The organism is Sporomusa sp. KB1, assembly GCF_007830295.1.
In the GTDB taxonomy this organism is placed as follows: Bacteria; Bacillota; Negativicutes; order Sporomusales; family Sporomusaceae; genus Sporomusa.
Genome location: NZ_VLKC01000002.1, coordinates 799,623 through 824,786 on the forward strand (window position 1 = coordinate 799,623; position 25,164 = coordinate 824,786).

The window sequence follows — 25,164 nt, forward strand, 5'->3', positions numbered from 1 at the left end:
GGCTTCTTTCTCCTTACTATTTATACTCCCAAAATTTCAACCGATCATTTCTATTTCGTCGCCAGCTTTTATCCAGCCTGGGGTAAGCACTATGGTAAAAATGCCTTCTCTAGGCATAACGCAGTCTCCTGTCTTTTCCCTGATGGCACACCCCTTGTGACACTCTTTACCGATTTGTGTCACTTCCATCAGTGTTTCCCCTACTTTAAGCTTAGTTCCTACAGGAAGCTCAAACAAAACAATACCCTCTGTAGTAATGTTTTCAGCAAAACTTCCTGTTTCAAGCTGGTCAAACCCCAGGTTTCTAATCTTATCAATACTCTCGTTTCCCAGCAGGCTTACCTGTCTGTGCCAGTTTCCGGCGTGTGCGTCCCCCTGCAAGCCGGAGTTTACTGCAAAATAGCCTTTTTCAATGGCCCGCTTAGGCTCTCCCTTTTTTTCACTACTATTTACTGCCAGTACTTTTGCCATTGTCTATCCCCCCGTGTTCTTATACATCATAGCATCTCTATACAATAACCTTCACTATTGATCTCGCTTAACATGCCCGCTTTTGCCACCCATTTTTTCCATAAGTTTTATATCCGTAATTTCCATCCAGCGGTCAACGGCTTTGCTCATATCATAGATCGTCATCGCGGCAACACTGACACCACTGATAGCTTCCATCTCCACACCGGTTTTTCCTGTCGTTTTAACCTGACAGCGTATGATTATACTGGAATTTAATTCGTCCATTTCAAACTCAATATCTACCGAAGTCAACATTAGGGGATGGCACATGGGAATAAGACTGGACGTTTGTTTTGCTCCCATTATACCAGCTACCTGAGCAACTCCCAGAACGTCCCCTTTTTTGATACCGCCACTCTTTATAGCTTGCAGGGTGCCTGACTGCATGTGAACAATTGCCTGTGCCGTAGCTGTGCGCACAGTATCATTTTTTTCACTGACATCCACCATGCGCGCGTATCCGGCAGCATTGAAATGTGTAAACTCCATTGTTATCCCCCTATTTGGTACATCTTGCGTTTATTGTCTGCACCCCAACCTTCATCCATATGGTGACGTTGCGGCTTCTCCCTGATTGCCTTGCTGAAGATGTCTATCAGTTTTTCATCGCTGGCATGATTTTGTAAAGCCAGTCGTAAATTTAACTCCTCTTTGCCAAACAAACAACTGCGAAGTTTACCGTCAGCTGTCATACGAATCCGGTTGCACTCACCGCAAAAATGATCACTCATGGCACTTATAAAACCAATTGTACCAATTCCACTATGTATGTGGTAGGATTTAGCCGGACCATTGCCTTGTACATTTACGCCTTTATATAACTCATATTTTTGTTCAATGATTTCTCGAACCTCATTTACCGTTACCACTCGATCGGTTTTATAAAAAGGCAAATCGCCCACAGGCATAAACTCGATAAAACGCACATGTAATGGCATTCTTGTTGCTAATTCAACAAAATCCAGTATTTCATGGTCATTAATTCCCTTCATAACCACCGTATTAATTTTTATTGGTGCCATACCTATTTCTATTGCTTTAGCGATCGAACGAATCACCTCATTCAGACTGCCCCGCCTGGTAATGTATTTGAAAGTTTCCGGGTTAAGGCTGTCCAAACTAAAGTTAATTCTTGTCAAACCGGCTGCCTTCAACTCTTCTGCCATGTCAGCATACAGCATCCCGTTTGTCGTAATCGCTATATCACTAATCCCCGGAATTTGGGCAATGTCTGCAATAAGCTTAGTAATATTTCTGCGAACAAGCGGCTCGCCGCCGGTTAACCTAACTTTTCGAATTCCTACCCTGGCACCGATCCTAACGAGACGGGCAATCTCTTCCAGTGTCAGGATACTTGTATGACCAAGATCTGCAAGTCCCTCTTCAGGCATACAATACTTGCAACGCAAATTGCATCTATTTGTAACAGAAACACGCAAATAATCGATATTTCTAGCATAACTATCAAACATAGCTCATTCACTTCCTTCCTAGATGTAATAAAACGAAATCTTTATCAGAATATAAATAAAACTTCTGCGAGAAGCGCACAGAAGTTTTTATCTCAAAACTCATGAAGCGCCTCCTTTCCCAGATTGGGAGGTAGTGAAATTTCTTTCGCTACCCCGTGAACTAATCGTTCAGACTGCCAGACCATGGATAACTTTAGGTCATACAGCTCGGAGTGCCAGTTATTATTTATTTCCAATTACTTTTTATCGCAAAAATCGTGCCAATCTTTTTTTCCATTATCCAATCCCAAAAACTCTTGCCTAGTAAGCATTTATCGCTGTCTTAACTTTTGTGATATTTTATTTATTTTTTATTTTGAGAAAACATCGTATCATTTTGAAATTAATAATCGTCTTTTTTACTTTGCTTGTTACCAAGTTCTTTAGACCACCGAAGCTATATTAATGCACTTCACCCTCGTGGTTATCCAGAAATGCCAGCCCTGGAGAATAGGCTTGACCTAAATATTCTCCAAATGCATAATAGGAGCGGTCTGAAGCACTACTAATTAATGGATTAATCATACTAGCCATAGGGGTTCCATTTGAATCAAGAATTTCTTCATCTGCTTTGACGCCAAGGATTTGACCAATAAATTGCGTGTGAGCCCCCATTTCAATAGCATGAAGGAGTTTGCACTCAAAAGCTAAGGGAAACTCACTAACAAAGGGTGCGTTAACATTATCACTTCTTATCGGAGTAAGGCCAGTCACGCCAAATTTATCTGTATTTTTACCTGAAACTAGACCAATATAATCTGTTTCTGCTATATGCTGCACCGATGGTATATTAATCGTAAATGCTTTCTGTTGAAGAATGTTAGTATACGTCAAGCGTGATTTTCGCAACGAAATTGCTATACATGGGGGAGCCGAGCAACATATCCCGCCCCACGCAACAGTCATAATATTAGGCTGATCACTAGCGTCGTAGCTTCCTACAACCCATACCGGCGAGGGCATAGCAAATAATTTAGTTCCTAGGGACTTTTTCATACTCCCACCTCCCTTAATTAATAAACCATTCTAAAATTTAATACGCATTCCATCATAAGCGACACATACATTCTCATAGCTTGCAACTTCCTCAGCGAGCTGATTTGTGGTCACTGGTTGGCTGTAATGGATAGCCAAATGAGTAATCACAGTTTTTTTGGCTCGAATTTGGTTGCCAAGATCAACGGCCTGCTCTATTGACATATGAGCATGGGGAAACCAATTCTCGCCATGAAAAGTTGCATCACATATCAACCAGTCAACCCCACGCACTTTTGCAGCGCTAGCTTCCGGAAGCCCGGCGGTATCCGGGTAATAGGCAAGCCTATTACCCGTTGATTCCAGCAAAAAACCCGCCGTTTCTATCCCGTGATTTGCAGGCAAAGGAGTCAAGTGTAATTCGCCCAAACAGTATTGCTTGCTAAACTCCCATGATTTAACCGCAAAAATTTCTGTCAAATTAGGAAACGCATCCGCAAACTGCTTTACTGCACTGGGTGGCAAAAATATAGGAATCGCTGCGTTTCTGGCTAATTTAACATAATATTCAAGTTCTCCAAGTCCGCCAAAATGATCATAGTGCCAATGCGTCATAAATATACAGTCAACCTGGGTAATGTTTTCTCTGATAAGCTGACGCCGTAAATCAGGAGAAGCATCAATAAGTATCTTGCTGTCACCTGTGTCGATGAATGCTCCACTGCGTGTTCTGGCTAACTCAGGATTGCTTCTGGCTTCCCGGCATCCCACACAATCACAGAAAAAGGAAGGTAAACCAGGTCCTGCCCCGGTCCCCAGTAATATAAAAGTTGCTTCCACGTCAGTTCGCTCCTCGTTGTACCTATTCTTATACGATATATTTATGGCATTCGATGATCATCGCAACAGGCTTACAGTCCTCTTTGTCCGGACATTCTAAACACTGCTCATCATAAGGCTCAGCCAGTTCGGAAAAATCACAGGCGACAAACCCGTTCTTTTCATAAAAACGTACGGCATCACCTTTGGCAACTGTCGTAACCTTGTATAAGCTGTCATTACTATCAAATGAATTTTGGCAGTACTTTTCAGGGTTATTAATCATTTCTTGTAACAACTGACTGCCAATTCCCGTGTTACGTCCAGCTTCGTTGACAGCAAATACTAATAAATGAAAGAAGTTGGTATCAAGTTGAGCTAACATTGCCCCAGCTAACACTTTATTATCTGATTTTACCAGTACGTGTTCCTCAATATCGCCAGCAAGGCCCATGCCGTAGCCTGTGAATAGAGCCTGTAATTCAGCCTCGTCTTCGCCAGTGGCAAAAACTATCTCTGTGCACATAAGTGATACCCCTGCTTATTTTTGTGAATTTAACCAACAAGCCTTTTCCCGCCAACGATTTTCCAGCGCAATGGCCAGCTTGGCGATTTCTTTTCTATTCATTTCATCCTTTTCCTCACCAGGCAAAACAACTCTTACCGCAGCTCTTAAGAAGTCGATTCTGAAACAAGCCCCGCCAACAAGCACCAGTACTGCGGCCATAACTAACCAGTATATAGAAGTAAATAGCAAGCTAATGACCATTGGTACTAACGTTCCGAAGATAACGACTCCAGCCCAAAAAGCTGAGCTAAATTCGCCACTCCATAGCTTATTCGCGCCTCGACGAGCCTCCTCGGCCGACGATAGCTTCATTCCTAATACATAGCCAGGTATAGCAAACAGCTGGGCAACTAACAAAGCGGCCAATAAATTCTTAATGGTAACAGTATAAGCATTCTCACCATAACCAAATATACACAATACCAGAGTTAATGCGGCAGCCCCAGTTGCAGTCCCATTAATTAAGAAAACGCCAATCAGTCCGCCACCATTCCAAAAGCCTCTGCCTTTTGCTTCACCCAACTCTATTCCCGGGTAGGTAACATAGAGCAGAGCCGCTATAATAGCCAGCACCGCAACAATCGTCTTGAGCCAGCCAAATCCTGCCCAAGGAATAAAACTAAAGAAAAATGTTCCATATGCAAATATCAACGGCATATATAAGCTTTGTATGAGTGAGCCAAAGCTCATAACAGAAGCAAAAGGACGCGCGTTAACCAAATGCCCCTTGGTTTTGTGAGTTAATTCTTCCAGTAGCAGCAATGCACCTACTCCGGCTGCTGCCAAGGCCACGATACTTACCCAGCCGTTAATTTGTCCGGCTATTGGATTTCCTACCAAGTCTGTTACTGCAGCAATAACAAACATCATCGCTCCCATTGCGGCTAGAAAAAAGTACCACGCCGGTTGACTTCCCCAATATTCCTGCTGTTTTTCCATGCTAGCCCCTCCTCCTATGGCATAATATAGTAAACTGATGGTTTAGTTCCTAAATGTGAGTACAACGGCTGTGCATTATTCTTCCGGATCAATTTCACGATCTCACTGTCAGGATCGTCAAGATCACCAACATGTCTTGCCTTTAACTGACAGGTTTCTACACACCGTGTAACCATACCCTCGTCTAATCGATTGAAACACAGGGAGCACTTTTCAACGATTCCATTTTCTTCATTCATTTGACGCACACCATAGGGGCAAACTACCATACAGAATTGACAGCCTACACATTTTTCCGGGTCAATTGCCACAATACCATCTTCACGGTGATGACTGGCGCCTGTAGGACAGCCATCAACACAGGGGGCATCCTGGCAATGCATACACCCTATCGTAATATTATAGGAAGTCAAATTCGGATACTCCCCAATCGGTCCCACTTTGGAAACCTTACAGTATTTCATATCGAAAGGTAAGTTGTTTTCATTTTGGCAAGCAATCGTGCAGGCATGACAGCCTACACATTTTGTCAAATCAATTAGCATTCCCCAGTGCATTAGTCGTTCCCCTCCACTTTCGAAATCCGACACATAACGCCTCTAGAGCAAAAACTGCCGCAAAGCTCATCTAAAGTGTCCGGATCGTCATCCACGCATACATTAATATTGGATTCAAATACGCCCATTAAGCTAGGATCTTTTACTTCCTTTTCAGGGAACCACCAGCCACGTTCTGCCTGAATAACATCAGGTGCTACAGCCGAGGTGATAAATGCGGTCTGCTTAACCTTGCCGGTTGGCGTTTCAATCCAAACCCATTCGCCCTCTTTGATGTTACATTTTTGAGCAAGAGCCGGATTAATGGCAACTCGTGGATAAGGCCGTAACAATCTGATTCTTGTTATTTCCCGGTGTTCAGAATGGAAGAACGGCATAAAACCACCACCGGCAACAAGACTTAATGGATATTGCTCCGCCAATTCCGGTTTGGCTTCAGCGCTGAATGGCGGTGCTACATAGTGAGGCAGCGGATCATAACCAAGCTGTTCAAAGATGGATATTTTAAGTTCAACTTTACCTGACGGAGTAGCCACACCACGAGTTTCATATTTGCGGTAATCACGCTCGGCAAAATGCATCCGGTACAGCTCAACAAATTCTTCATAACTTTCAAGCTCTAAGCCTAGCGGATCAAGTCGGTACTTGAATATTTCTTCATCAGTTTTCCAAGGCCAATACTCTGCTTGCCCCATTCTATGACCAAGTTCTGACCAAAACTCGGTATCAGTCTTACGCTCATACATTGGTTCAATTGCTTTCTCGGAAGCAATCAGCCAATCAGAAACCCCGTACGTGGTAGTCATAACCGGTCTTTCCAACCAGGAAGCAGCAGGCAAAATATAGTCAGCCAGCATAGCTGACGGCGTCATCCAATACTCCATTACTACATACAAATCAAGCTTTTTTAATCCTTCATAAACAAGTTTGGAGTTTGCATACGATACTAACGGATTATTAGCCAATGTGATACAGGCTTTTACCGGGTAGGGTTTTTCTGTTGCCATAGCTCTAAATACTGTTGAGGGATTGGCTTCACAGAACCATTCTGCCGGGATACTTTTACCCCATACGCGCAGCATATTTTCGGTTAACATTTCGTAACCTGGCCAGGAGTTCAGTTTAAACCGGTCTGACCCCAACTGTTTCGCCCGCTGCTCTTCTGGCAGCATATCATTTAATTCCATTTCCCAGTCAGTAATGAAGGTTGGGTGAGGACCAGGCATTACATCGCCGCCCGGAACGTCTAAATTGCCGCAAATGATACGCAACGCAACACGTGCTTGAGCGGAAGCTGCACTGCCTTTTCCTAATTGGTCTGTAGCAACTCCCCATACGATACAAGCCGGCTTGCTCATCGCGTACATTCTGGCAGTCTCAGCAATCAATTCCGGAGATAGACCGGTTTTTTCGGCTGCCCATTCAGGCGTGTATTCTTCTACTCTTTCACTTAATTCTTCAAATCCTACTGTCCATTCAGCAATGAAGTCATAATCGCATAAGCCTTCGTTAATAATAACATTCAGCCAGGCAAGTGCCAGAGCATTGTCCGAACCTGGCTTTAAAGGCATCCAGATGTCAGCTTTCGAGGCGGTTTCACTGTAGTTCGGATCAATAACAATAATTTTCGTTCCATTCGCTTTAGCTTGTAACATACCACGCATTTCCGGCAAATAGGAAGACCCGCCATTATGACCCCATATAACAGCACATTTTGCTCCCGCAATTTCGGGGTCGAAAGCGGCCCAACCGTAGGACGCTGCCTCGGTTAAAAAGTTAGGAATCCAGCAAACAGGAGCTGTATGAACAACATTAGGGCTACCCACGAGATTGAAGAAACGTCTCCGGGCAAAATCATCAGTCCGGTTAGTGCCCCCGGTAGTAGTGATTGTCTCAGCACCATACTTTGCTTTTAAAGCAGTTAAACGTGCCGCAATGTCATCTAATGCTTCTTCCCAGGACACGCGTTTGAATTCACCTGACCCGCGTTTACCTACCCTTTTAAGAGGATAGTTAATCCGGTTGGGGTGGTTGAGGTGATCTAATGCCGAAGCTCCCCGAGGACATTGCGCCCCCGCATTAAACGGATGCTCCGGATCTCCCACAACCTTTGTTATCACTCCGTTTTCCACTGTTGCCAGCATACCACAATTCATATGGCAGAAGTGGCAAGCCGTCTTTTTTTCTTCACTCATCCTTTATCCCCCAATTTCATACAATATTATCGGTTTTTTAGCTTTAGCGAACTGTTAGCTGTATGGCTTTTTGCGGACATTGCCCGGCACAGGTATAGCAGGCACAACATTTCTCGGCAGCTGATGCACTTGCCGTTTGCTTCCCATCCATAGTCACCATCCTAATTACGGCTTCCGGACAAAACGCTTCACATAAACCACAGCCGGTGCACTGGTTGCTGTCAATACGAACATCAACCGAATTACCTCCTACCGGTTCAGCACAAGCTACTTTATCTATAACTGGCGGCATATAGATCCGCCGCCGAGCCTCCGGAATACTTTTTACCGATAATTTTTCCAGTGCCCCTACCAGTGTGGGCAACTGTTGAAACGGTACAGAAACATAGGCTTCAAAATCACTAATATCACTAATGGCTCTGGCACCATAACAACCGAAAGAAATATTCATTTGTTGAGTTTTCATAACCTGTACCGTCAAATCAGCACAAGTTGAGTTGTAACCTGAAGTATGAAAATTATGCCGTTCCCCCGTGCTATAGCTGGCTGCACACATTAACCACATCATTTGTTCAGGATACATAGTAAAAATAACTACATCTGGTTCAAAAGTGGCATCCTCAAGCGGAGCAAGCACAGTCGCCGCATAGGTACCTGCTTCAAACTCCTGCCTTGTGGCTATCATTTTCTGTGCACATTCAATTGTCGGCAATTTTTTAAACAACAGATATAATTCACCAGAACGCAATTTAGGGGACATAGGAACCAACCCCATAATTGCAGCTCCGTCCGGGCAGGCGTGCCGACTGGGTGGCATATATAAACTATTACCTCGCCGAGCAAGGGTGATAGCCTGGCAGTGTCTCAGCGGAACCGAAGGCTGAGTTACTTTTTCCGGAACTTTTTCACCGGGCTTTACTAGTTTTACCGCAACTGGTGACCACCTAAGTGTCAACATTTTTGTAAGTGCTGTGGCAAGTTCATTATTATTCACGCTGCTTGGTCTCCTTTTCTTACCTGTCCTCTGCCATAATTTGTTCCCATATTTTTTCCCCATCAGCACCGGTGAGCATTTTAGCTACCCGTGCTTTCGCCCCAGTGAATTCTTTATTTTGATCCAGTAACAAGTGTAACGCGTGAGTTACGGGAATAGGCGAACTAAAAACATCAAATTTCAACACACAACTTAGACAGTACCCTACCAGAATATCGGCGCCGGACAACTTGACTTCATTCATTCTTTGCTCTACGAGTTTTTCCGTTAATTCCGGATTAAAGTGAGAAATCTGCCCACCGCTGCCGCAACAAATTGCTTGCTCTTTACTGTGTTTCATTTCTATTATAGAAAAGCCACTTTGCTCCAATGCTTGACGCACTTGACTGGCAAACGTAAGTTCAAACCGATCCGGACAGGCATCATGGATGGTGCACTTGATTTTGTCAGTCCGCTTAAGTGGCTCAATTTTTAACACTTCATACACTGTCTGAACACTAACATCACAAAATTCAAAGACGTTTTTCAATTGATAATAACAACCTGGGCAGGCAGTAATAAGCCTGGTAATGTTATGTTTTTGCACAAATTCCCTTAACCCCGCCTGCATGATTTCAGCTCTTTGCTGCAAACCCATTTGAAGCAAAGGTTTGCTACAACACTCTGTCCATATGCCCTGACAGTTACAGTCAGTCTGTAATCTGCAATAAACCTCACGCGTTAGTTCCGGAGAATACGTCAGCAAAGTACAGCCGGGAAAAAACCAAGTTCCACCACTGCCGACATTTTCTATATCACGATAGTCAATACCATAATAGCTGCGGAAAACATTCATAACATTATTTTTTCTATCAGGAAATAGATACCGGTATTCATCAATATCCAATTCACCATTAGCTACTGCTTCATTCCTTCGGCTGGCAAACATCTCTTTGGGGCTTAGTCCTTGTGGACAAACAGCCTCACATGCACCGCATAATGAACAGCTAAAGGCATCGTCAACCTCGACCCCTTGCTTTGCTATTATCGCCGGTGTTTTTCCTGTTGCTTTTAGAAATTGACAAATTTCAGTACATTCACCACATTCAATACAGTTTTTCGCTAGTCTATCCATCCACAACTCCCCTTAAGACCACCACGACTTACCAAAGAATTTTATAATCAACGGTGCGCTACTGCCGTGCTTTCCAGACCGATTTCATTTAAAACTGCAATGGTGTTTGCCGGTATCTTGATGCTTTTATCGCAGCGTGCTGCTAATTCCAACGCCTTGATAACCGGAATCATGCTTGCTAAATCCACTGGAATATCAACGTCAGGCGCGGCTTCAACTATACCAAATGGAATATCTTGCCGTACCGCTTTAGTTATCAACATATCCAACGCAGTTGTCCCATCAGTATTGTAAAATACCCGGTTGAAATCAAATGGCGTCGTACAGGTAAAACCAACAACGGAAAAGCCACCTTCCTGACAAGCTCCTTCCACTAACCCTGCTCCCAGTTTTTGGGATACATTATCAATTTTACGGGCCACTTTTAGACCATATTCACTCGTTGCCAACTGTTCCAGTTTGCAAACAGCATCCTTTAGGATGGAAGGCTGCAAGCTAGGCAGGTCTCCACCGACAATGATCACACTATCAGCTAAACGTTCCGAAGCCCCGTTTTTCAGAATATAATCAGCAGCATATTGCATACATTGATCAAAGTTGCCGCCTCGGTCAGCATAAACTTCTTTAATTTGCGAACGGTCGGAAATCCTGGACAACAGTTTTTCCAGGTATTCGCGATCTCCATCATGATTGTAACAAACCCGGATGTCACCACTTTTGGCCTCGATACAAACGTTAATTACGTCTAGCAGACAGCCTTCATAAAAAGCCATAGCCTCTTCCGGAGTTAATATGCCGCCCCGCTCTGTAGTAAGCCGGGTTTTAGTTTCTCCGGCCTTAGGAACTTTGGTAAATACAACTATTGCATTGCGCATTACTATTCCCCCTATAAATAAACTAAGCTACTTTAAATATATACCAAGCACAGGTAAATTTCGGTATCCTTGCATCCGCTAAGCTCAGTATTTCTCTGTTATATCGCATTCATATTATTATCTAAATACTTTATAATGCAAAATTCATGCCAATTAGTTTTCTTAATAAACAAACCCCCAAACCTCTTATAGATAAAGCATTTGCGCTTATTTTTATTTTTGTAATTCCTTTTTCTTTTTTTCATTTTGAGAAATTCCTCATTTTTATTGTCTCATTTTAAAATCAATAACGCTTCTTTTTCAGTACACACCAAAAAGGAAATTTGATTAAAATAACCACAAAGATATTTTAATGCAAATTTTATGCCAACCTAAAAAACAGCGCAAAAGCTCGATATTTCGTAGAAAAAGCTACTTTTAGTCAATAACAAGATGAACCAAATTGATTTAAATTTTCTATTTTGGGACAGCAATTCAGTCTCCTCGCAGAAGCTTAAAACTTTTGATCCCGCCTGAATAAAAAAAGCAGCCTTTTCCATAAACAAATACTCTCTCACAATTAACTAAACCTAAACTTTGAATCTACTGACTACGTTTTGCAATTGTTCCGCCAGTTCAGCCAGATTCTGACTGGAAGACGCGATTTCCTCCATTGAAGCTGACTGTTCTTCGGTTGCAGCGGAAACGGTCTGTGCCTGGCTTGCTATCTCCCGACTTATCGTTTCCACTTCTTTCACCGTCTCAAGAACCTTTTCGCTATTGAAAGCCAATTCATCCATTCCATTGGCGGCGTCTTGTGCAATGTCTGCAACTTCCTTCACATGTCCGTTGATGTCCCGGAAGGCTATACCTGCTTGATCAACGACCTCATATCCCCGCTTCACTTCCTGGGTTCCATTGGTCATAGCAGTCACTGCATTTTCTGTCTTTCCTTGAATATCGCTAATAAGTTCGGCAATCTTTTTTGCCGCCTCTTGCGATTGCTCTGCCAACTTGCGTACTTCCTCGGCTACCACCGCAAATCCTCGACCTTGTTCGCCGGCTCGTGCTGCCTCAATGGCAGCGTTGAGTGCTAACAGATTTGTTTGGCTAGCGATACCAGCGATTGTTTCGACGATTTGTCCAATTTCTTTGGAGCGTTCACCAAGCTCAACAACTACTTGTGCTGAATTATCCACTGTTTGCTTGATACTGTTCATCTGACTCACAGCAGTAGTAACAGCCTTATTGCCTTCTGCAGCTGAATTCACCGCTCTGCTGGCGATGTTTACTGCATTGCGCGTTTTATCAGCTTGCTGCCGTGCTTCACTCGTAATCTGTTGCATAAAGTCAACAGCTTTTGTTACAGCACTGGTCTGGCGTGCGGCTCCCTGAGCGGTTTCGACAATAGAACCAGCCACCTGGCTGGCTGCCTGGGCTGACTGATCGGCATTGGCGGTCAGTTCTTCCGAAGAAGCAGCTACCTGCTCTGAAGTACTGCCGATCTGGCGCACCAGGTTGTGAAGATTCCCAGTCATCGTTTCGAACGCTCTCGCCAGATGCCCCAGTTCATCTTGGGAATTGACGTTAATTTCCGCCATTCTAAGGTCACCAGCAGCGATGCCATTTGCTGCTGCCTCCAATGTTTGCAATGGTTTTGAAATACGAGAAGCTATCATCAAGATTGCCAAACTGGCGATAATAAGCACAACCATGATAGTACCAATGGAAACCCAAGTAAAAGCATCCAATTTGCCAGTCACTTCACTTGCTGGCACATTGACTCCGATTGACCAGCTAGTCCCCGCTATCGGTGCATAAGCTAAATACTTAGACGAACCGTCATAATTGTAACTTGCAAGACCACTTTCACCCTGCACCATTTTTTCCTCTGCCGCCTTCAGCGCGGGGTTGGCATTAGAATCTGTCAGCACATTTGTCTTGTTGGCAATTTCTTTATTGGGATGGATAATTGTTAACCCATCTTTACGCAGCAGGAATGCATAACCGGTCTTTCCAACTTTGATACCGAGAACCTTTTTTTCTACTTCCTCAATATTGACTGGTCCGGCCAAAACGCCGATAATTCGCCCATTAGCTTGGATAGGGACAGCGATAACCACAATGAGCTTACCAGTTCCTTTGGACATAACCGGGTCAGAAATTACAGTTTCCCCCTTTATCCCCTGTTTAAAATAGTCACGATCGGCCAGATTTCCGGTTTCACCTTTGGAATCAAAATAATTCCCAGTGCTGTCAATCCAAAGAATGTTCTCATACATCTTATTCCTGGCCAATTCTGCCCCAAGATAAGGTGCAATACCCTCACGGTTGCCGCTAACCGCGAGAGGCGACCTGGCGATAGTTGCCATCTCCGTCACAGTACCTGACAACCACATGCCGATTTCCTTACCACTGTTTTGTACCAGGTTAGTAATTTCTACTTCAATATCTTTTGTCAAAATTTTCTTTGCCTGCCAATAATTCAGTCCCGCCAAAGCAGCAAGTGTCACCACAAATAGTGTGATAATCGCCACCAGTAGTTTAACTTTAATACTTTTCATGCCATCGCCTCTATTTACTATTTCTCTTGCCTCAGATTCATGGAATTCTTTGGTACAGCCATTTCATCAGCAGCATTGTTATTGCTTGATGACGGCGGTGTATTTCGGTTGCAAAGCTTTGCCATACCATCTTTAGGAGTATCTTGATGTCTGCCACAAGGATTCACGCACTTCAGTCCGCTATAATGACACATAATGGCAGGTTGTCGAACTTGTTCCGGCAGAGTTGCACGGCATTTTTTACAGTTTTTAATACCAGCTAAATTATGACCTCCACATGCAGGACATTTTACTATTTGAATCGGTGGTTTACATTTCCCGCAAGATGGGTTACAGACCCAGCACACAATACTTCCGCCTCTCTTTCCCATACGTGTATATTTTTCTTAGTCTAACATACTCCACCTCGGTACAAGACCTTGTTCTAGTAAACATATTGTTAGTTGATAACTCTATGCCATTATTTCAGAAGATTGCGAAATCACTGTCGTTCAGACGTCTCAGACAACCTGCTTTTTAGCAGTAAAAAATCCCAGTTCAGGTTCTCGTAATACTTAAGCCAACATATAACACATAGCAGCGGTTATCAGTACTAAAACAATTGAAATTGGGAAGGTGGTTTTCATTACTTTATTCTCTTCTCCGAAAGCATCTATGACATAAGCCGCATTTTGTAGCTTTCCCGGTGAACAAACACTGGCCAAACCAGCCCCTATGCCTGTAGCGGCAGTAACAATCCGTGGATCAACATGTATCATATCAGAAGTTAATATATTATATTTAGCAAACATGGCCAAGGCCGAAGCTTCGCTTGAAGTAACAAAGCCGCCAAACATCCCCAATGGCGCGGTAATCAACGGATAAAAGGAACCAAATAGTTCTGCGGACTCCAAAGCCAGAACTGAAACCATGTTATGTGTGGGATCAACATTCTTCCAGACTCCGCCGACGTTTTCTAAACCGGTATTATTCATTAGCAAGCCTAACATAAAGAATACAGCTAATGATAATACTGGTTTGGGAGCCCTTAACAGCCAATTGTTTAGGGTTTCTTGAATCTCTTTCTTTTTAGGCTTAAGAAAAATTGCCGAAAGTAGTGTACTTATCAACACCCAGGTATAGGCATTCCAAAGCGGTCGAATCTTGATTACCTGACCGGGTACTACGGAAACTGCCATCTCAAATTCTTTAAATAATAATTTATTTAAAGGCGGATAAAAATTAACGATTAACAAGGCTGCGATCAAAATAATCCAAGGAGAAAATGCCGTAATCAAAGACATCTCCTTTTCTATTTGCAGTTCTTCCGGTGTTAAACAAGCCTTACAAATAATCGGCTTGCCAATTACTTTAAGATAAAGCATCATCACCAACATCACTGCAATACCTGCAATTATTCCGGTCAATACTACTCCCGAGCTAAAAGCTGGGATATAGGCAATAGCCACAGCCGTAAAACCTGCCGTCAAACCGGCAAGCAGACATGGAAAAAATCCTTTTACCATCGTCTTTAATCCACCCACAAGCCACATCATGGCAAATGCAATTAAAGTCGATATGACCGGTAAATATTTAGAAAAAACCTGAGCAGCTTCAACCAATGGAACACCAGTAAAATCCGAATAAGTTACTAGTGGCGCTCCTAACATTGAATACGTACAAAGGGCGTCGAATCCCAGAGCAGGCAAAGCAATCGCCATAAATTTAGAATAGCCCATTGCTACCATAATCGGCGGTAAAACAGTTACCGGTGTTGCCCCGGCTGCTACTAGCATCATACCTGCACCCAGATTAACTGTCATTATTTGTGTAGCTGAATCCGAAAGAGCTAAGGTTTTTAAAAAAACAGCAATTCTTTTCAATGCGCCGGTAGCTTCCATAAAGTTAATCTGAAGAATTGATGTGACCGCCATTAGAGTAATGGGGAAAGAAGCGATAATCCCGGCGGCACTCGCCCTCATACTAAGCTCAAAAGACGTATAAAAGAAAAAGTATCCTACCAACATGCACAATACCCAGCCAATAAGAGCACTGGTATGGGTAGCTACATTCTTCCAGGTCAGTAACAAAAAAATTATAATAATTGGTAACAAAGTTAAAAAGCTCAACAGTTCCACATAAATCCCCCTCATTTTCCTATTTGCAGCTTAGTAGCACAGATGATATTTTTTTATAAAGTAAGTCAAATCAGCCTATGGGGAAATGGGGTGGGTTCTTCCACCCAAATCACTTTGGTACATTCCAGGATTTGATAGTTAATTGCATGCGTAATAAAGCGTACTTCGTACATTACGGGTACCCCTATGTATCTGTACTATTATTTAATTTGGAATCCATTTATTAGTTTTAATTTAATTGATTCATTTTCTTCCCTTCTCGTTTCCACTATAGTCAGGTCTCAGAAACTGACTACAGTGGAAGCGAGCTTGTACTTGTGTTTTTGCATGTTGTAAAGCGATATTACAAGGGGTTCCACAAACTTATTCTTGAGGTCGCCTTGATATTTTGATATTTCCCTTACTCATTCTAAAACATGTTAGTAAGGTTCGTACCGTGCGAACCTTACTAACAATGAACCGTATTACGGCTTACCTTATTATTTTTTTTCAGCTTCTGGCTTAGGCAAATCGGCACCACACTTTTTACATTTCGTAAGTTTGGGTGGATTAAAACCTTTACAGGCAGGACATTGCGTCATCATTTTGTTTAATTCCGGCGGTCTAAAACACATAAAAACCCCTCTTTTCTTTTATTAATTTTTAATACGATATTTACTGTTAAACCGCACTTGCCACAGATAACGCATCGCTTACCGAGAAAGTGCTTGTTTACTCTTTGGTGTCAGAACTTTTACCTCATCAGCCACAATAAAATTGGATTCCTTACTTAGAAAACAGCACCATTTTAGGTTTTTCTTCCATCTTCTTAGCAAGTTCTTCAATGGTTCCATAATACATAACATTGCTTTGGCAATGGTGCACGCAGGTCGGTTTCCGGCCTTCTTCAACCCGCTTGGAACAAAGATCACAAAGCGATGTGGGAACAGGAATGTAATTCCATTCCCAGCTGCCATCTGGATTCTGACGGGGACCTTCTTCTACTACTTTAATCCCGTATTGACCTACTTGGAGGTCTAATTCTTTCTTACATGCCACTTCGCAGCTATGACAATTTGTACAATATTCATAATCGATTAGTAAGCCATAGCGACCTTTTTCATTATTTTTTGACATAGCCAAAACCCCCCAGCTTGGTTACTATTTTCGACGGTAATTCTTTATCATTCTCAGGGGTCAATTTATATACCTTACAAATGGTTGATTTATACGGAGCGCCATAATGAGTCGGACCGTGTACGCCCATCGTTGTAAGGTTGTTGATGTTGCTATCAAATACCCCAAACAAAGTAGGTTCTGCTCCCTCTTTTTCCGGGAACCACCAGCCGTGTTCGCCGCGAACTACTTTAGGATCAAGACCTGCATTAAATCTTGCGATCTGTTTGCACTTGCCACGGCGATTTTCAAGCCATACCCAGTCTCCTTCAATGATTCCCAATGCTTTTGCTGTTTCCGGGTTGATATCCATCATCGGTTGCGGATGGATTTCACGCATGGTTGGTAACTGTCTGTGTTCGGAGTGGAAGCAACCCCACAGCCGGTTACCAGTGGTAAGAATCAACGGATATTCTTTCATAAGCTCCGGTGTGGTATTAGGACCTTCATTTGGTTCAATATGGAAACCAAGGGAATCAAATCCCCAAACATCAAACAAGGTGGAGGTAATTTCGTACTTGCCGGTTGGAGTTACGAAACCTGGCTGACCATCTTTACGGAGCAAGCCTTTTTCGTATTTCTTATAGGTGTAATCCCAATCCCACCAGTCTTGCACTTTTTCAACAAGATCAGCAAAGTCATAATCTACGCCATCGTCATCTTTAAGGAAATCATCCAGGAAGTCTACGTCGGTATTGTATTGTTCAAAGCGGTCAGGTCTGATCCGCTTGCCTAAGTCAAGAACAATTTGCTCGTCTGTTTTGGTATCTTCGTAGGTGTCAGCCGCTTTAGTCAGGGCACGTAGCGGGGTCCACCATGATCTAAAGCTGTTACGTTCAACACTCATCGCAACAGGCAGAACCAAATCGGCGCAAGCCACTGCCGTCGGGGTCATGAACAAGTCAACAACTACGTTGAAAGGTACTTTTTTCATAGCCGCATATACGCGAGGCGCTTCACCGGCCATGTTGGTAATTGGATTGGTTCCTTGCATCCACAGCATTTGCACAGGATACGGCAGGCCGCTTTCCAGGGTTTCCAGAAGTTTATCAGGCGGGATAAACGGAGTGTAACCAGATTCATGGATAGGGGACTCATAGGTGCCAATTCGCTTTAACAGCATTTCTTCCGATATATTTTCCAAACCACTGCCATATTTTTTACCACGGTTGTAAGCATACCGTTGTAACACCATGCCGCCTGGTACGTCAATGTTGCCGGTGATTGCCATTAAATCTGTGATTAAGCAAGAAGCTTCCATGGCTGCCATCTGCATATCAATAGCCAGACCCCATTGAATAGCTCCATTTTTGGCATTTGCATACATACGTGCCGCTTTTATGATCAAATCTTTAGGAATCCAGGTAATTTCCGCTACTTTTTCCGGCGTATATTCCTGTACTCTTTCGACTAACTCATCAAAACCATATGTCCAATTTTCAACAAAATCTTCATCATAAAGTTTCTCATTGATAACCACGTGAAGGATACCAAGAGCAAGGGCAGCGTCAGTACCAGGACGAATCTTCAACCAGGCATCTGCTCTGGCTGCCAGCCAAGTCAGGGCAGGGTCTACAACAACTAATTTGGTACCAAGTCTCATCATATCCACAAGCCAGTGACCAAGGAAACCGTCACCATTAGACACCAGCGGATTGTTGCCCCAAACTAGAATCACTTCCGGCTTCTTCCATTCAGGACGGGCTTCACGCAGCGGGTGAGTCTGCGAGCAGTCAGCAATCAGGCAGTCACCGGCTTTAATCAAATTGGCTGTCATCCGTGGCTGATAGCAGGAGTCTGCACTCAGGAAGCCAAAGGACACATTCGGGCTACCAAAAATGGTACGCGTGATTACTGCTGGCTGCCACATAGCGTTACGGCCTGTACCAACCAAGGTAACAATGCTTTCTACACCGTGATTTTCTTTGATGTCATTATATTTGCTTTCAATCAGATCATAAGCTTGATCCCAGGTAATTCGTTCCCACTTATTCTCGCCTCTTTCCCCAACCCTTTTAAGAGGCCATTTCAAGCGTTCGGGACTGTACACCTGCTCAACCATATTGATGCAACGCAAACATAATCTGCCACGGTTAACCGGAGAATTGGGATCACCCTCAATTTTCTCCAGCTTGCCATTCTTCGTGTACAAAAGTACTCCGCAACTGCAGTGACACCCTGGAGCCGTCCACACTGCGGTACGAGTTACGTCATACTCGCCTTCCTGCCAACGGGCTGCCGTTTTATAAAGCTCTTTGTTAATTTCTTCAGACATGCTTTTCCCTCCTTAACTCTTTTGGGTAACATTAGTACAACTGAGACGCTGTTTATCGGCCCCCCTACTATCTAAAACTAAAATCAATAACATTCATGGTACCGCTTACTAATAATGCAAAATGTGTGCCAACTCTGACAACATTGTCCTAAACCCTGCTTTTTCAAGACTTTCCGCTATGTACAACCCACTCCGGTTCACTAGCTAACCGCTTCATTTGAAGAATCATTGATTTCTTTTGGGAATTTATCATCCAACCAAAACTCAGACTTCTATATGGGCATTAGCGCTTTTGGAACTATCCTTTTTGTCCATTTTTGGTTGTTTGAATCCACCTACTTTATTATTACTCATCATAATACCTCCTCTTAAAAATCACTTACTTTTTTTGTAACTCTTAAACCGATTCTCATAACTGTGTAAAACGAACTCCTATCTTGCAATCGTTCTATAAAGCAGAAGAGCCTAGCATCAAAGGTAACGTGCTCAGGAGTTTCTATCAAGCGGTCTTTTCTTCATCTGTGCTTGTTTGGCTGGCCGCACTGTATTTTTTGTTTGTCATAAGAATCCATGCACAACCAATTGCAATGATAGACAGGATCAGATTAAACCACATGCAAGCTGTAAAGGCTGAAACAGGATAAGGAGTAACCCCTCTAGAAACACTCTGAATGATTAGGCCCCAGATTTGTTGGCCTACACCTGCAGCGACAACCCACACGGAGGTGTTCAAAAAACCCATGGTTGTTCCCAGATAGGAAACAGGAAAGGCTTCACGGCAGAAGATAAAGGTGGTTGAAATTACAAACATCTGCAGCCCGCCAAGGAAAAAGTTAAATACCTTCAGCTCGGTTACACCAATCGTACCGGGCTGTGTCATCAGCCAGATCCAGTTCAGTGCTACTAAAATAACCCCATAGAACATTGTTTTCCTGGAGCCCAGCGCTTTCACAATCACCCCGCTAAGGAAACAGCCAACCACGATGCCCCATGCATACCACACCATAATGCTGCCAATCATGGGTTTTTCAAAGCCGAATACATTGGCCAGATAAACGCCTTCCCACATGCCGCCAAAGCACTGCGCATGGGAGTTCCCACCCAGTGAAAGCAAAAAGACCAGCCAGAGAAGCGGACTCTTCAATACGGTGCCGATCCCTGCTTGTTCTGCATTCGCAGCATCATCCGTGGCTATCGGAGCGATTCCTGCCAACTCATCAGGCGTTAACAAACCTTTTTCACCAGGTTTGTCTCTGAGGAACAGAAATGCGACTACGGCAAGTACAAAGCTAAAAATGGCCACGAACACCATAGCCGGGCGCCATCCCACAGTGTCCATAAGTTGGCCCAAGGGAGCTGTTCCCACTACACTTCCCAGAGCCCCAAGTCCCATAAACAGGCCCCATAGAAGAGGATACTGGGCACTAGTAAACCATGCAGAGGTGATCTTCGCTCCGCCGATCAGGAATCCTGATACTGCTAGCGCTAAAATAACACGACCGATTACCAGCATGGTGAAACCCTGTGCTCCGGCGAAAACGAACCCGCCAATACCACCCAGAATCAAAAGAGCGGTTATTCCCTTACGGGCACCGATTTTGTCCATCAGTGTTCCCACCGGCGCTTGGGCAATCGCGTAAACCCACGTATAAGCAAGTCCCATGAATCCAAAGGTTATAGCCGTTAGTTGGAGGTCTTTCATCAAATCCGGCCCCATGATTCCGGGCGTCATTCGATGAAACAACGTGAGCATATACGCTAAAATGACGATAATATACATTGGCCATTGATGCCTTTTTAACTTAGTAAGCATTTTTTGTTTATTCATATCCAAGATACTCGCCTCCTCGTATTCATTCATTTTAGAAAGATTCGCCATCCTTTAAGCGAATGGCGAATCTTCATCCACGCAATTCCACGTGGCTTACCTATGAATTTATCAGAATCTTATTCTTTGGGTTTTTCGGCACCGCACTTTTTACATTTCGTCAGTTTAGTGGAATTGAAGCCTTTGCAGGCCGGGCACTCCCAAACCAGTTTTTCTGCTAACGGTGGTACAAATCCGCCCTTGGCATTAGTTGCTCCCATGAAAATCCTCTCCTTCTTTTTAGCTTTTAGTGTGATTTAATGTTAAACTTACGTTTAACATTAAATCTCAGCTTACTATGGCGCAATGTTATTCTTCCTACTACAAAAGGTGTTCCTTACTTAGAGAACAGCACCATTTTAGGTTTTTCTTCCATTTTCTTAGCAAGTTCTTCAATGGTTCCATAATACATAACATTGCTTTGGCAATGGTGCACGCAGGTCGGTTTCCGGCCTTCTTCAACCCGCTTGGAACAAAGATCACAAAGCGATGTGGGAACAGGAATGTAATTCCATTCCCAGCTGCCATCTGGATTCTGACGGGGACCTTCTTCTACTACTTTAATCCCGTATTGACCTACTTGGAGGTCTAATTCTTTCTTACATGCCACTTCGCAGCTATGACAATTTGTACAATATTCATAATCGATTAGTAAGCCATAGCGACCTTTTTCATTATTTTTTGACATAGCCAAAACCCCCCAGCTTGGTTACTATTTTCGACGGTAATTCTTTATCATTCTCAGGGGTCAATTTATATACCTTACAAATGGTTGATTTATACGGAGCGCCATAATGAGTCGGACCGTGTACGCCCATCGTTGTAAGGTTGTTGATGTTGCTATCAAATACCCCAAACAAAGTAGGTTCTGCTCCCTCTTTTTCCGGGAACCACCAGCCGTGTTCGCCGCGAACTACTTTAGGATCAAGACCTGCATTAAATCTTGCGATCTGTTTGCACTTGCCACGGCGATTTTCAAGCCATACCCAGTCTCCTTCAATGATTCCCAATGCTTTTGCTGTTTCCGGGTTGATATCCATCATCGGTTGCGGATGGATTTCACGCATGGTTGGTAACTGTCTGTGTTCGGAGTGGAAGCAACCCCACAGCCGGTTACCAGTGGTAAGAATCAACGGATATTCTTTCATAAGCTCCGGTGTGGTATTAGGACCTTCATTTGGTTCAATATGGAAACCAAGGGAATCAAATCCCCAAACATCAAACAAGGTGGAGGTAATTTCGTACTTGCCGGTTGGAGTTACGAAACCTGGCTGACCATCTTTACGGAGCAAGCCTTTTTCGTATTTCTTATAGGTGTAATCCCAATCCCACCAGTCTTGCACTTTTTCAACAAGGTCAGCAAAGTCATAATCTACGCCATCGTCATCTTTAAGGAAATCATCCAGGAAGTCTACGTCGGTATTGTATTGTTCAAAGCGGTCAGGTCTGATCCGCTTGCCTAAGTCAAGAACAATTTGCTCGTCTGTTTTGGTATCTTCGTAGGTGTCAGCCGCTTTAGTCAGGGCACGTAGCGGGGTCCACCATGATCTAAAGCTGTTACGTTCAACACTCATCGCAACAGGCAGAACCAAATCGGCGCAAGCCACTGCCGTCGGGGTCATGAACAAGTCAACAACTACGTTGAAAGGTACTTTTTTCATAGCCGCATATACGCGAGGCGCTTCACCGGCCATGTTGGTAATTGGATTGGTTCCTTGCATCCACAGCATTTGCACAGGATACGGCAGGCCGCTTTCCAGGGTTTCCAGAAGTTTATCAGGCGGGATAAACGGAGTGTAACCAGATTCATGGATAGGGGACTCATAGGTGCCAATTCGCTTTAACAGCATTTCTTCCGATATATTTTCCAAACCACTGCCATATTTTTTACCACGGTTGTAAGCATACCGTTGTAACACCATGCCGCCTGGTACGTCAATGTTGCCGGTGATTGCCATTAAATCTGTGATTAAGCAAGAAGCTTCCATGGCTGCCATCTGCATATCAATAGCCAGACCCCATTGAATAGCTCCATTTTTGGCATTTGCATACATACGTGCCGCTTTTATGATCAAATCTTTAGGAATCCAGGTAATTTCCGCTACTTTTTCCGGCGTATATTCCTGTACTCTTTCGACTAACTCATCAAAACCATATGTCCAATTTTCAACAAAATCTTCATCATAAAGTTTCTCATTGATAACCACGTGAAGGATACCAAGAGCAAGGGCAGCGTCAGTACCAGGACGAATCTTCAACCAGGCATCTGCTCTGGCTGCCAGCCAAGTCAGGGCAGGGTCTACAACAACTAATTTGGTACCAAGTCTCATCATATCCACAAGCCAGTGACCAAGGAAACCGTCACCATTAGACACCAGCGGATTGTTGCCCCAAACTAGAATCACTTCCGGCTTCTTCCATTCAGGACGGGCTTCACGCAGCGGGTGAGTCTGCGAGCAGTCAGCAATCAGGCAGTCACCGGCTTTAATCAAATTGGCTGTCATCCGTGGCTGATAGCAGGAGTCTGCACTCAGGAAGCCAAAGGACACATTCGGGCTACCAAAAATGGTACGCGTGATTACTGCTGGCTGCCACATAGCGTTACGGCCTGTACCAACCAAGGTAACAATGCTTTCTACACCGTGATTTTCTTTGATGTCATTATATTTGCTTTCAATCAGATCATAAGCTTGATCCCAGGTAATTCGTTCCCACTTATTCTCGCCTCTTTCCCCAACCCTTTTAAGAGGCCATTTCAAGCGTTCGGGACTGTACACCTGCTCAACCATATTGATGCAACGCAAACATAATCTGCCACGGTTAACCGGAGAATTGGGATCACCCTCAATTTTCTCCAGCTTGCCATTCTTCGTGTACAAAAGTACTCCGCAACTGCAGTGACACCCTGGAGCCGTCCACACTGCGGTACGAGTTACGTCATACTCGCCTTCCTGCCAACGGGCTGCCGTTTTGTAAAGCTCTTTGTTAATTTCTTCAGACATGCCTTGCCCTCCTTAACTCTTTTTGGATAACATTAATTCAACTGAAACTGTTTTATTCGATCCCCTCTACTACTTAGAAATAAATCGAAAATATTCAATGTTACCACTTTTCTAATATTGCAAAATGTGTGCCAACCTTCACAACAGTTTTAAAACTCCCGGTTTTTCAACACTTTCAGCTAGTTATCCACTATTCCGGCTTACTAGCCAACCGCTTCATTTAAAGAATCATTGATTTCTTTTGGGAATTTATTCTGCTCCAAACCAAGAACAGATTGCAGGCAATCATTGTTCGGGATGAGTATTTTCCTTTTCAATTTCCTTTGTGATAAATTCCAATTCTTCCACCAGCCGCGACCGTTGTTCCCTAATCCAGTCTTCGCCATGTTCGCTTATGAGGCCCGTCGCACTGCGCAATACGAATGTCTCCAGTAATTTGCCACCGGGAAGCGAGTCAATCTCGAGCAATTTTAAGAGATATGGCAGTGTTAGTTTATTTTCATCATTCATATTTTTGCTCCTTATATTTATCCTTTTAGAACAATTCGCCATCCTTTCAGAATGGCGAATCTTCGTCCACGTAATTCTACATGGCGCAGCTTATGATTTTGTCTGAATCCTATTTGGGGGGCTTTTCGGCACCGCACTTTTTACATTTTGTCAGTTTTATGGAATTGAATCCTTTACAGGCGGGACACTCCCAAACCAGTTTTTCTGCTAACGGTGGTACAAAGCCACCCTTAGCATTAGTTGCTCCCATAAAAATCCTCTCCTTCTCGTGTTTTAGTGTGATTTAACGTTAAACTTATGTCTAACAATAGGCCGCCGCTTTTGCAGCATACAATCTAACGCTAACTCACAACTATCAAGATTTTTCTTTCCAATCTTCTAAGAATGCAAAATATGTGCCAAGCCTAACGTAGCGCCTTTAACTCCCGTTTCTTCAATGTTTTCGGATATTTATCCGACACTCTAGCCAATAGTCAACCGGTTCATTTAAAGAATTACTGCTTTATTTTGAGAATCCGATTTTTTTTACAAACTAAAATTGCCAAAGACAGACTACGGCGAATGTCATTACCAGAACTAGTATTGATGTTATATGGACATAAAAATACTACTTCCCGTCATACACAATATCTCTT

23 protein-coding genes and 1 riboswitch are annotated in these 25,164 nt (G+C 43.5%); all 23 genes read right to left on the bottom strand.

Going from position 1 to position 25,164, the window contains the following annotated elements; all coding sequences use genetic code 11:
• Positions 1–36 precede the first annotated feature (36 nt).
• The gene (locus tag SALPA_RS07550; RefSeq protein WP_145091814.1) at positions 37–471 is read right to left on the bottom strand and encodes an MOSC domain-containing protein; all 435 of its coding nucleotides are present in this window, start codon (positions 469–471) and stop codon (positions 37–39) included.
• Between the two features lie 54 nt (positions 472–525).
• The gene (gene moaC / locus SALPA_RS07555; protein ID WP_145091817.1) at positions 526–1,002 is read right to left on the bottom strand and encodes a cyclic pyranopterin monophosphate synthase MoaC; all 477 of its coding nucleotides are present in this window, start codon (positions 1,000–1,002) and stop codon (positions 526–528) included.
• A gap of 2 nt (positions 1,003–1,004) precedes the next feature.
• Complete coding sequence (gene moaA, locus SALPA_RS07560) at positions 1,005–1,985, bottom strand: GTP 3',8-cyclase MoaA (protein ID WP_145091820.1); 981 nt, start codon at positions 1,983–1,985, stop codon at positions 1,005–1,007.
• A gap of 95 nt (positions 1,986–2,080) precedes the next feature.
• Positions 2,081–2,210, bottom strand: a riboswitch (molybdenum cofactor riboswitch).
• A 216-nt stretch (positions 2,211–2,426) separates the two neighbouring features.
• Complete coding sequence (locus SALPA_RS07565) at positions 2,427–3,020, bottom strand: flavin reductase family protein (RefSeq protein ID WP_145091823.1); 594 nt, start codon at positions 3,018–3,020, stop codon at positions 2,427–2,429.
• A 30-nt stretch (positions 3,021–3,050) separates the two neighbouring features.
• Positions 3,051–3,839: an MBL fold metallo-hydrolase gene (locus SALPA_RS07570; RefSeq protein WP_145091826.1), complete on the bottom strand. Its 789-nt coding sequence runs from the start codon at positions 3,837–3,839 to the stop codon at positions 3,051–3,053.
• 28 nt (positions 3,840–3,867) lie between these two features.
• Positions 3,868–4,344, bottom strand: coding sequence for a GNAT family N-acetyltransferase (locus SALPA_RS07575; protein ID WP_145091829.1), 477 nt, complete (start codon positions 4,342–4,344; stop codon positions 3,868–3,870).
• A 15-nt stretch (positions 4,345–4,359) separates the two neighbouring features.
• A complete protein-coding gene (gene nrfD / locus SALPA_RS07580) occupies positions 4,360–5,325 on the bottom strand; it encodes an NrfD/PsrC family molybdoenzyme membrane anchor subunit (protein ID WP_145091832.1) in 966 nt (321 codons plus the stop codon).
• Between the two features lie 14 nt (positions 5,326–5,339).
• The gene (locus SALPA_RS07585; RefSeq protein ID WP_145091835.1) at positions 5,340–5,882 is read right to left on the bottom strand and encodes a 4Fe-4S dicluster domain-containing protein; all 543 of its coding nucleotides are present in this window, start codon (positions 5,880–5,882) and stop codon (positions 5,340–5,342) included.
• Entirely contained in the window at positions 5,882–8,077 is a 2,196-nt protein-coding gene (locus SALPA_RS07590; protein WP_145091838.1) for a molybdopterin-dependent oxidoreductase, read from the bottom strand. The genes SALPA_RS07585 and SALPA_RS07590 overlap by 1 nt, the downstream gene beginning before the upstream one ends.
• 43 nt (positions 8,078–8,120) lie before the next feature.
• A complete protein-coding gene (locus SALPA_RS07595) occupies positions 8,121–9,071 on the bottom strand; it encodes a DUF169 domain-containing protein (protein ID WP_222427901.1) in 951 nt (316 codons plus the stop codon).
• A 19-nt stretch (positions 9,072–9,090) separates the two neighbouring features.
• The gene (locus SALPA_RS07600; RefSeq protein WP_145091841.1) at positions 9,091–10,185 is read right to left on the bottom strand and encodes a (Fe-S)-binding protein; all 1,095 of its coding nucleotides are present in this window, start codon (positions 10,183–10,185) and stop codon (positions 9,091–9,093) included.
• Between the two features lie 47 nt (positions 10,186–10,232).
• A complete protein-coding gene (locus SALPA_RS07605) occupies positions 10,233–11,060 on the bottom strand; it encodes a DUF2064 domain-containing protein (RefSeq protein WP_145091844.1) in 828 nt (275 codons plus the stop codon).
• Between the two features lie 569 nt (positions 11,061–11,629).
• Positions 11,630–13,603: a methyl-accepting chemotaxis protein gene (locus SALPA_RS07610; protein ID WP_145091847.1), complete on the bottom strand. Its 1,974-nt coding sequence runs from the start codon at positions 13,601–13,603 to the stop codon at positions 11,630–11,632.
• A gap of 554 nt (positions 13,604–14,157) precedes the next feature.
• Positions 14,158–15,720 carry an L-lactate permease gene (locus tag SALPA_RS07620; protein ID WP_222427902.1) on the bottom strand — a complete coding sequence of 521 codons (1,563 nt, stop codon included), beginning with the start codon at positions 15,718–15,720 and terminating at the stop codon, positions 14,158–14,160.
• A gap of 479 nt (positions 15,721–16,199) precedes the next feature.
• Positions 16,200–16,334 carry a hypothetical protein gene (locus SALPA_RS31405; RefSeq protein ID WP_255450970.1) on the bottom strand — a complete coding sequence of 45 codons (135 nt, stop codon included), beginning with the start codon at positions 16,332–16,334 and terminating at the stop codon, positions 16,200–16,202.
• Positions 16,335–16,485: 151 nt separating this feature from the next.
• Positions 16,486–16,836 (bottom strand): 4Fe-4S dicluster domain-containing protein, encoded by a 351-nt coding sequence (locus tag SALPA_RS07625; protein WP_145091856.1) that lies wholly within the window; start codon positions 16,834–16,836, stop codon positions 16,486–16,488.
• Positions 16,823–19,150, bottom strand: coding sequence for a molybdopterin-dependent oxidoreductase (locus SALPA_RS07630; RefSeq protein ID WP_145091859.1), 2,328 nt, complete (start codon positions 19,148–19,150; stop codon positions 16,823–16,825). The genes SALPA_RS07625 and SALPA_RS07630 overlap by 14 nt, the downstream gene beginning before the upstream one ends.
• A gap of 499 nt (positions 19,151–19,649) precedes the next feature.
• Positions 19,650–20,978, bottom strand: coding sequence for an MFS transporter (locus SALPA_RS07635; protein ID WP_255451406.1), 1,329 nt, complete (start codon positions 20,976–20,978; stop codon positions 19,650–19,652).
• Positions 20,979–21,097: 119 nt separating this feature from the next.
• Positions 21,098–21,238, bottom strand: a complete 141-nt coding sequence (locus SALPA_RS28840; RefSeq protein ID WP_169717949.1) for a zinc finger protein — start codon at positions 21,236–21,238, stop codon at positions 21,098–21,100.
• Positions 21,239–21,354: 116 nt separating this feature from the next.
• On the bottom strand, positions 21,355–21,705 hold the full coding sequence (locus tag SALPA_RS07640; RefSeq protein WP_145091856.1) for a 4Fe-4S dicluster domain-containing protein: 351 nt from the start codon (positions 21,703–21,705) through the stop codon (positions 21,355–21,357).
• The gene (locus tag SALPA_RS07645; protein WP_145091859.1) at positions 21,692–24,019 is read right to left on the bottom strand and encodes a molybdopterin-dependent oxidoreductase; all 2,328 of its coding nucleotides are present in this window, start codon (positions 24,017–24,019) and stop codon (positions 21,692–21,694) included. Before SALPA_RS07645 ends, SALPA_RS07640 begins: the two co-directional genes overlap by 14 nt.
• A gap of 285 nt (positions 24,020–24,304) precedes the next feature.
• On the bottom strand, positions 24,305–24,529 hold the full coding sequence (locus tag SALPA_RS07650; protein ID WP_145091866.1) for a hypothetical protein: 225 nt from the start codon (positions 24,527–24,529) through the stop codon (positions 24,305–24,307).
• A gap of 109 nt (positions 24,530–24,638) precedes the next feature.
• Complete coding sequence (locus SALPA_RS28845; protein ID WP_186450964.1) at positions 24,639–24,779, bottom strand: hypothetical protein; 141 nt, start codon at positions 24,777–24,779, stop codon at positions 24,639–24,641.
• Positions 24,780–25,164 lie beyond the last annotated feature (385 nt).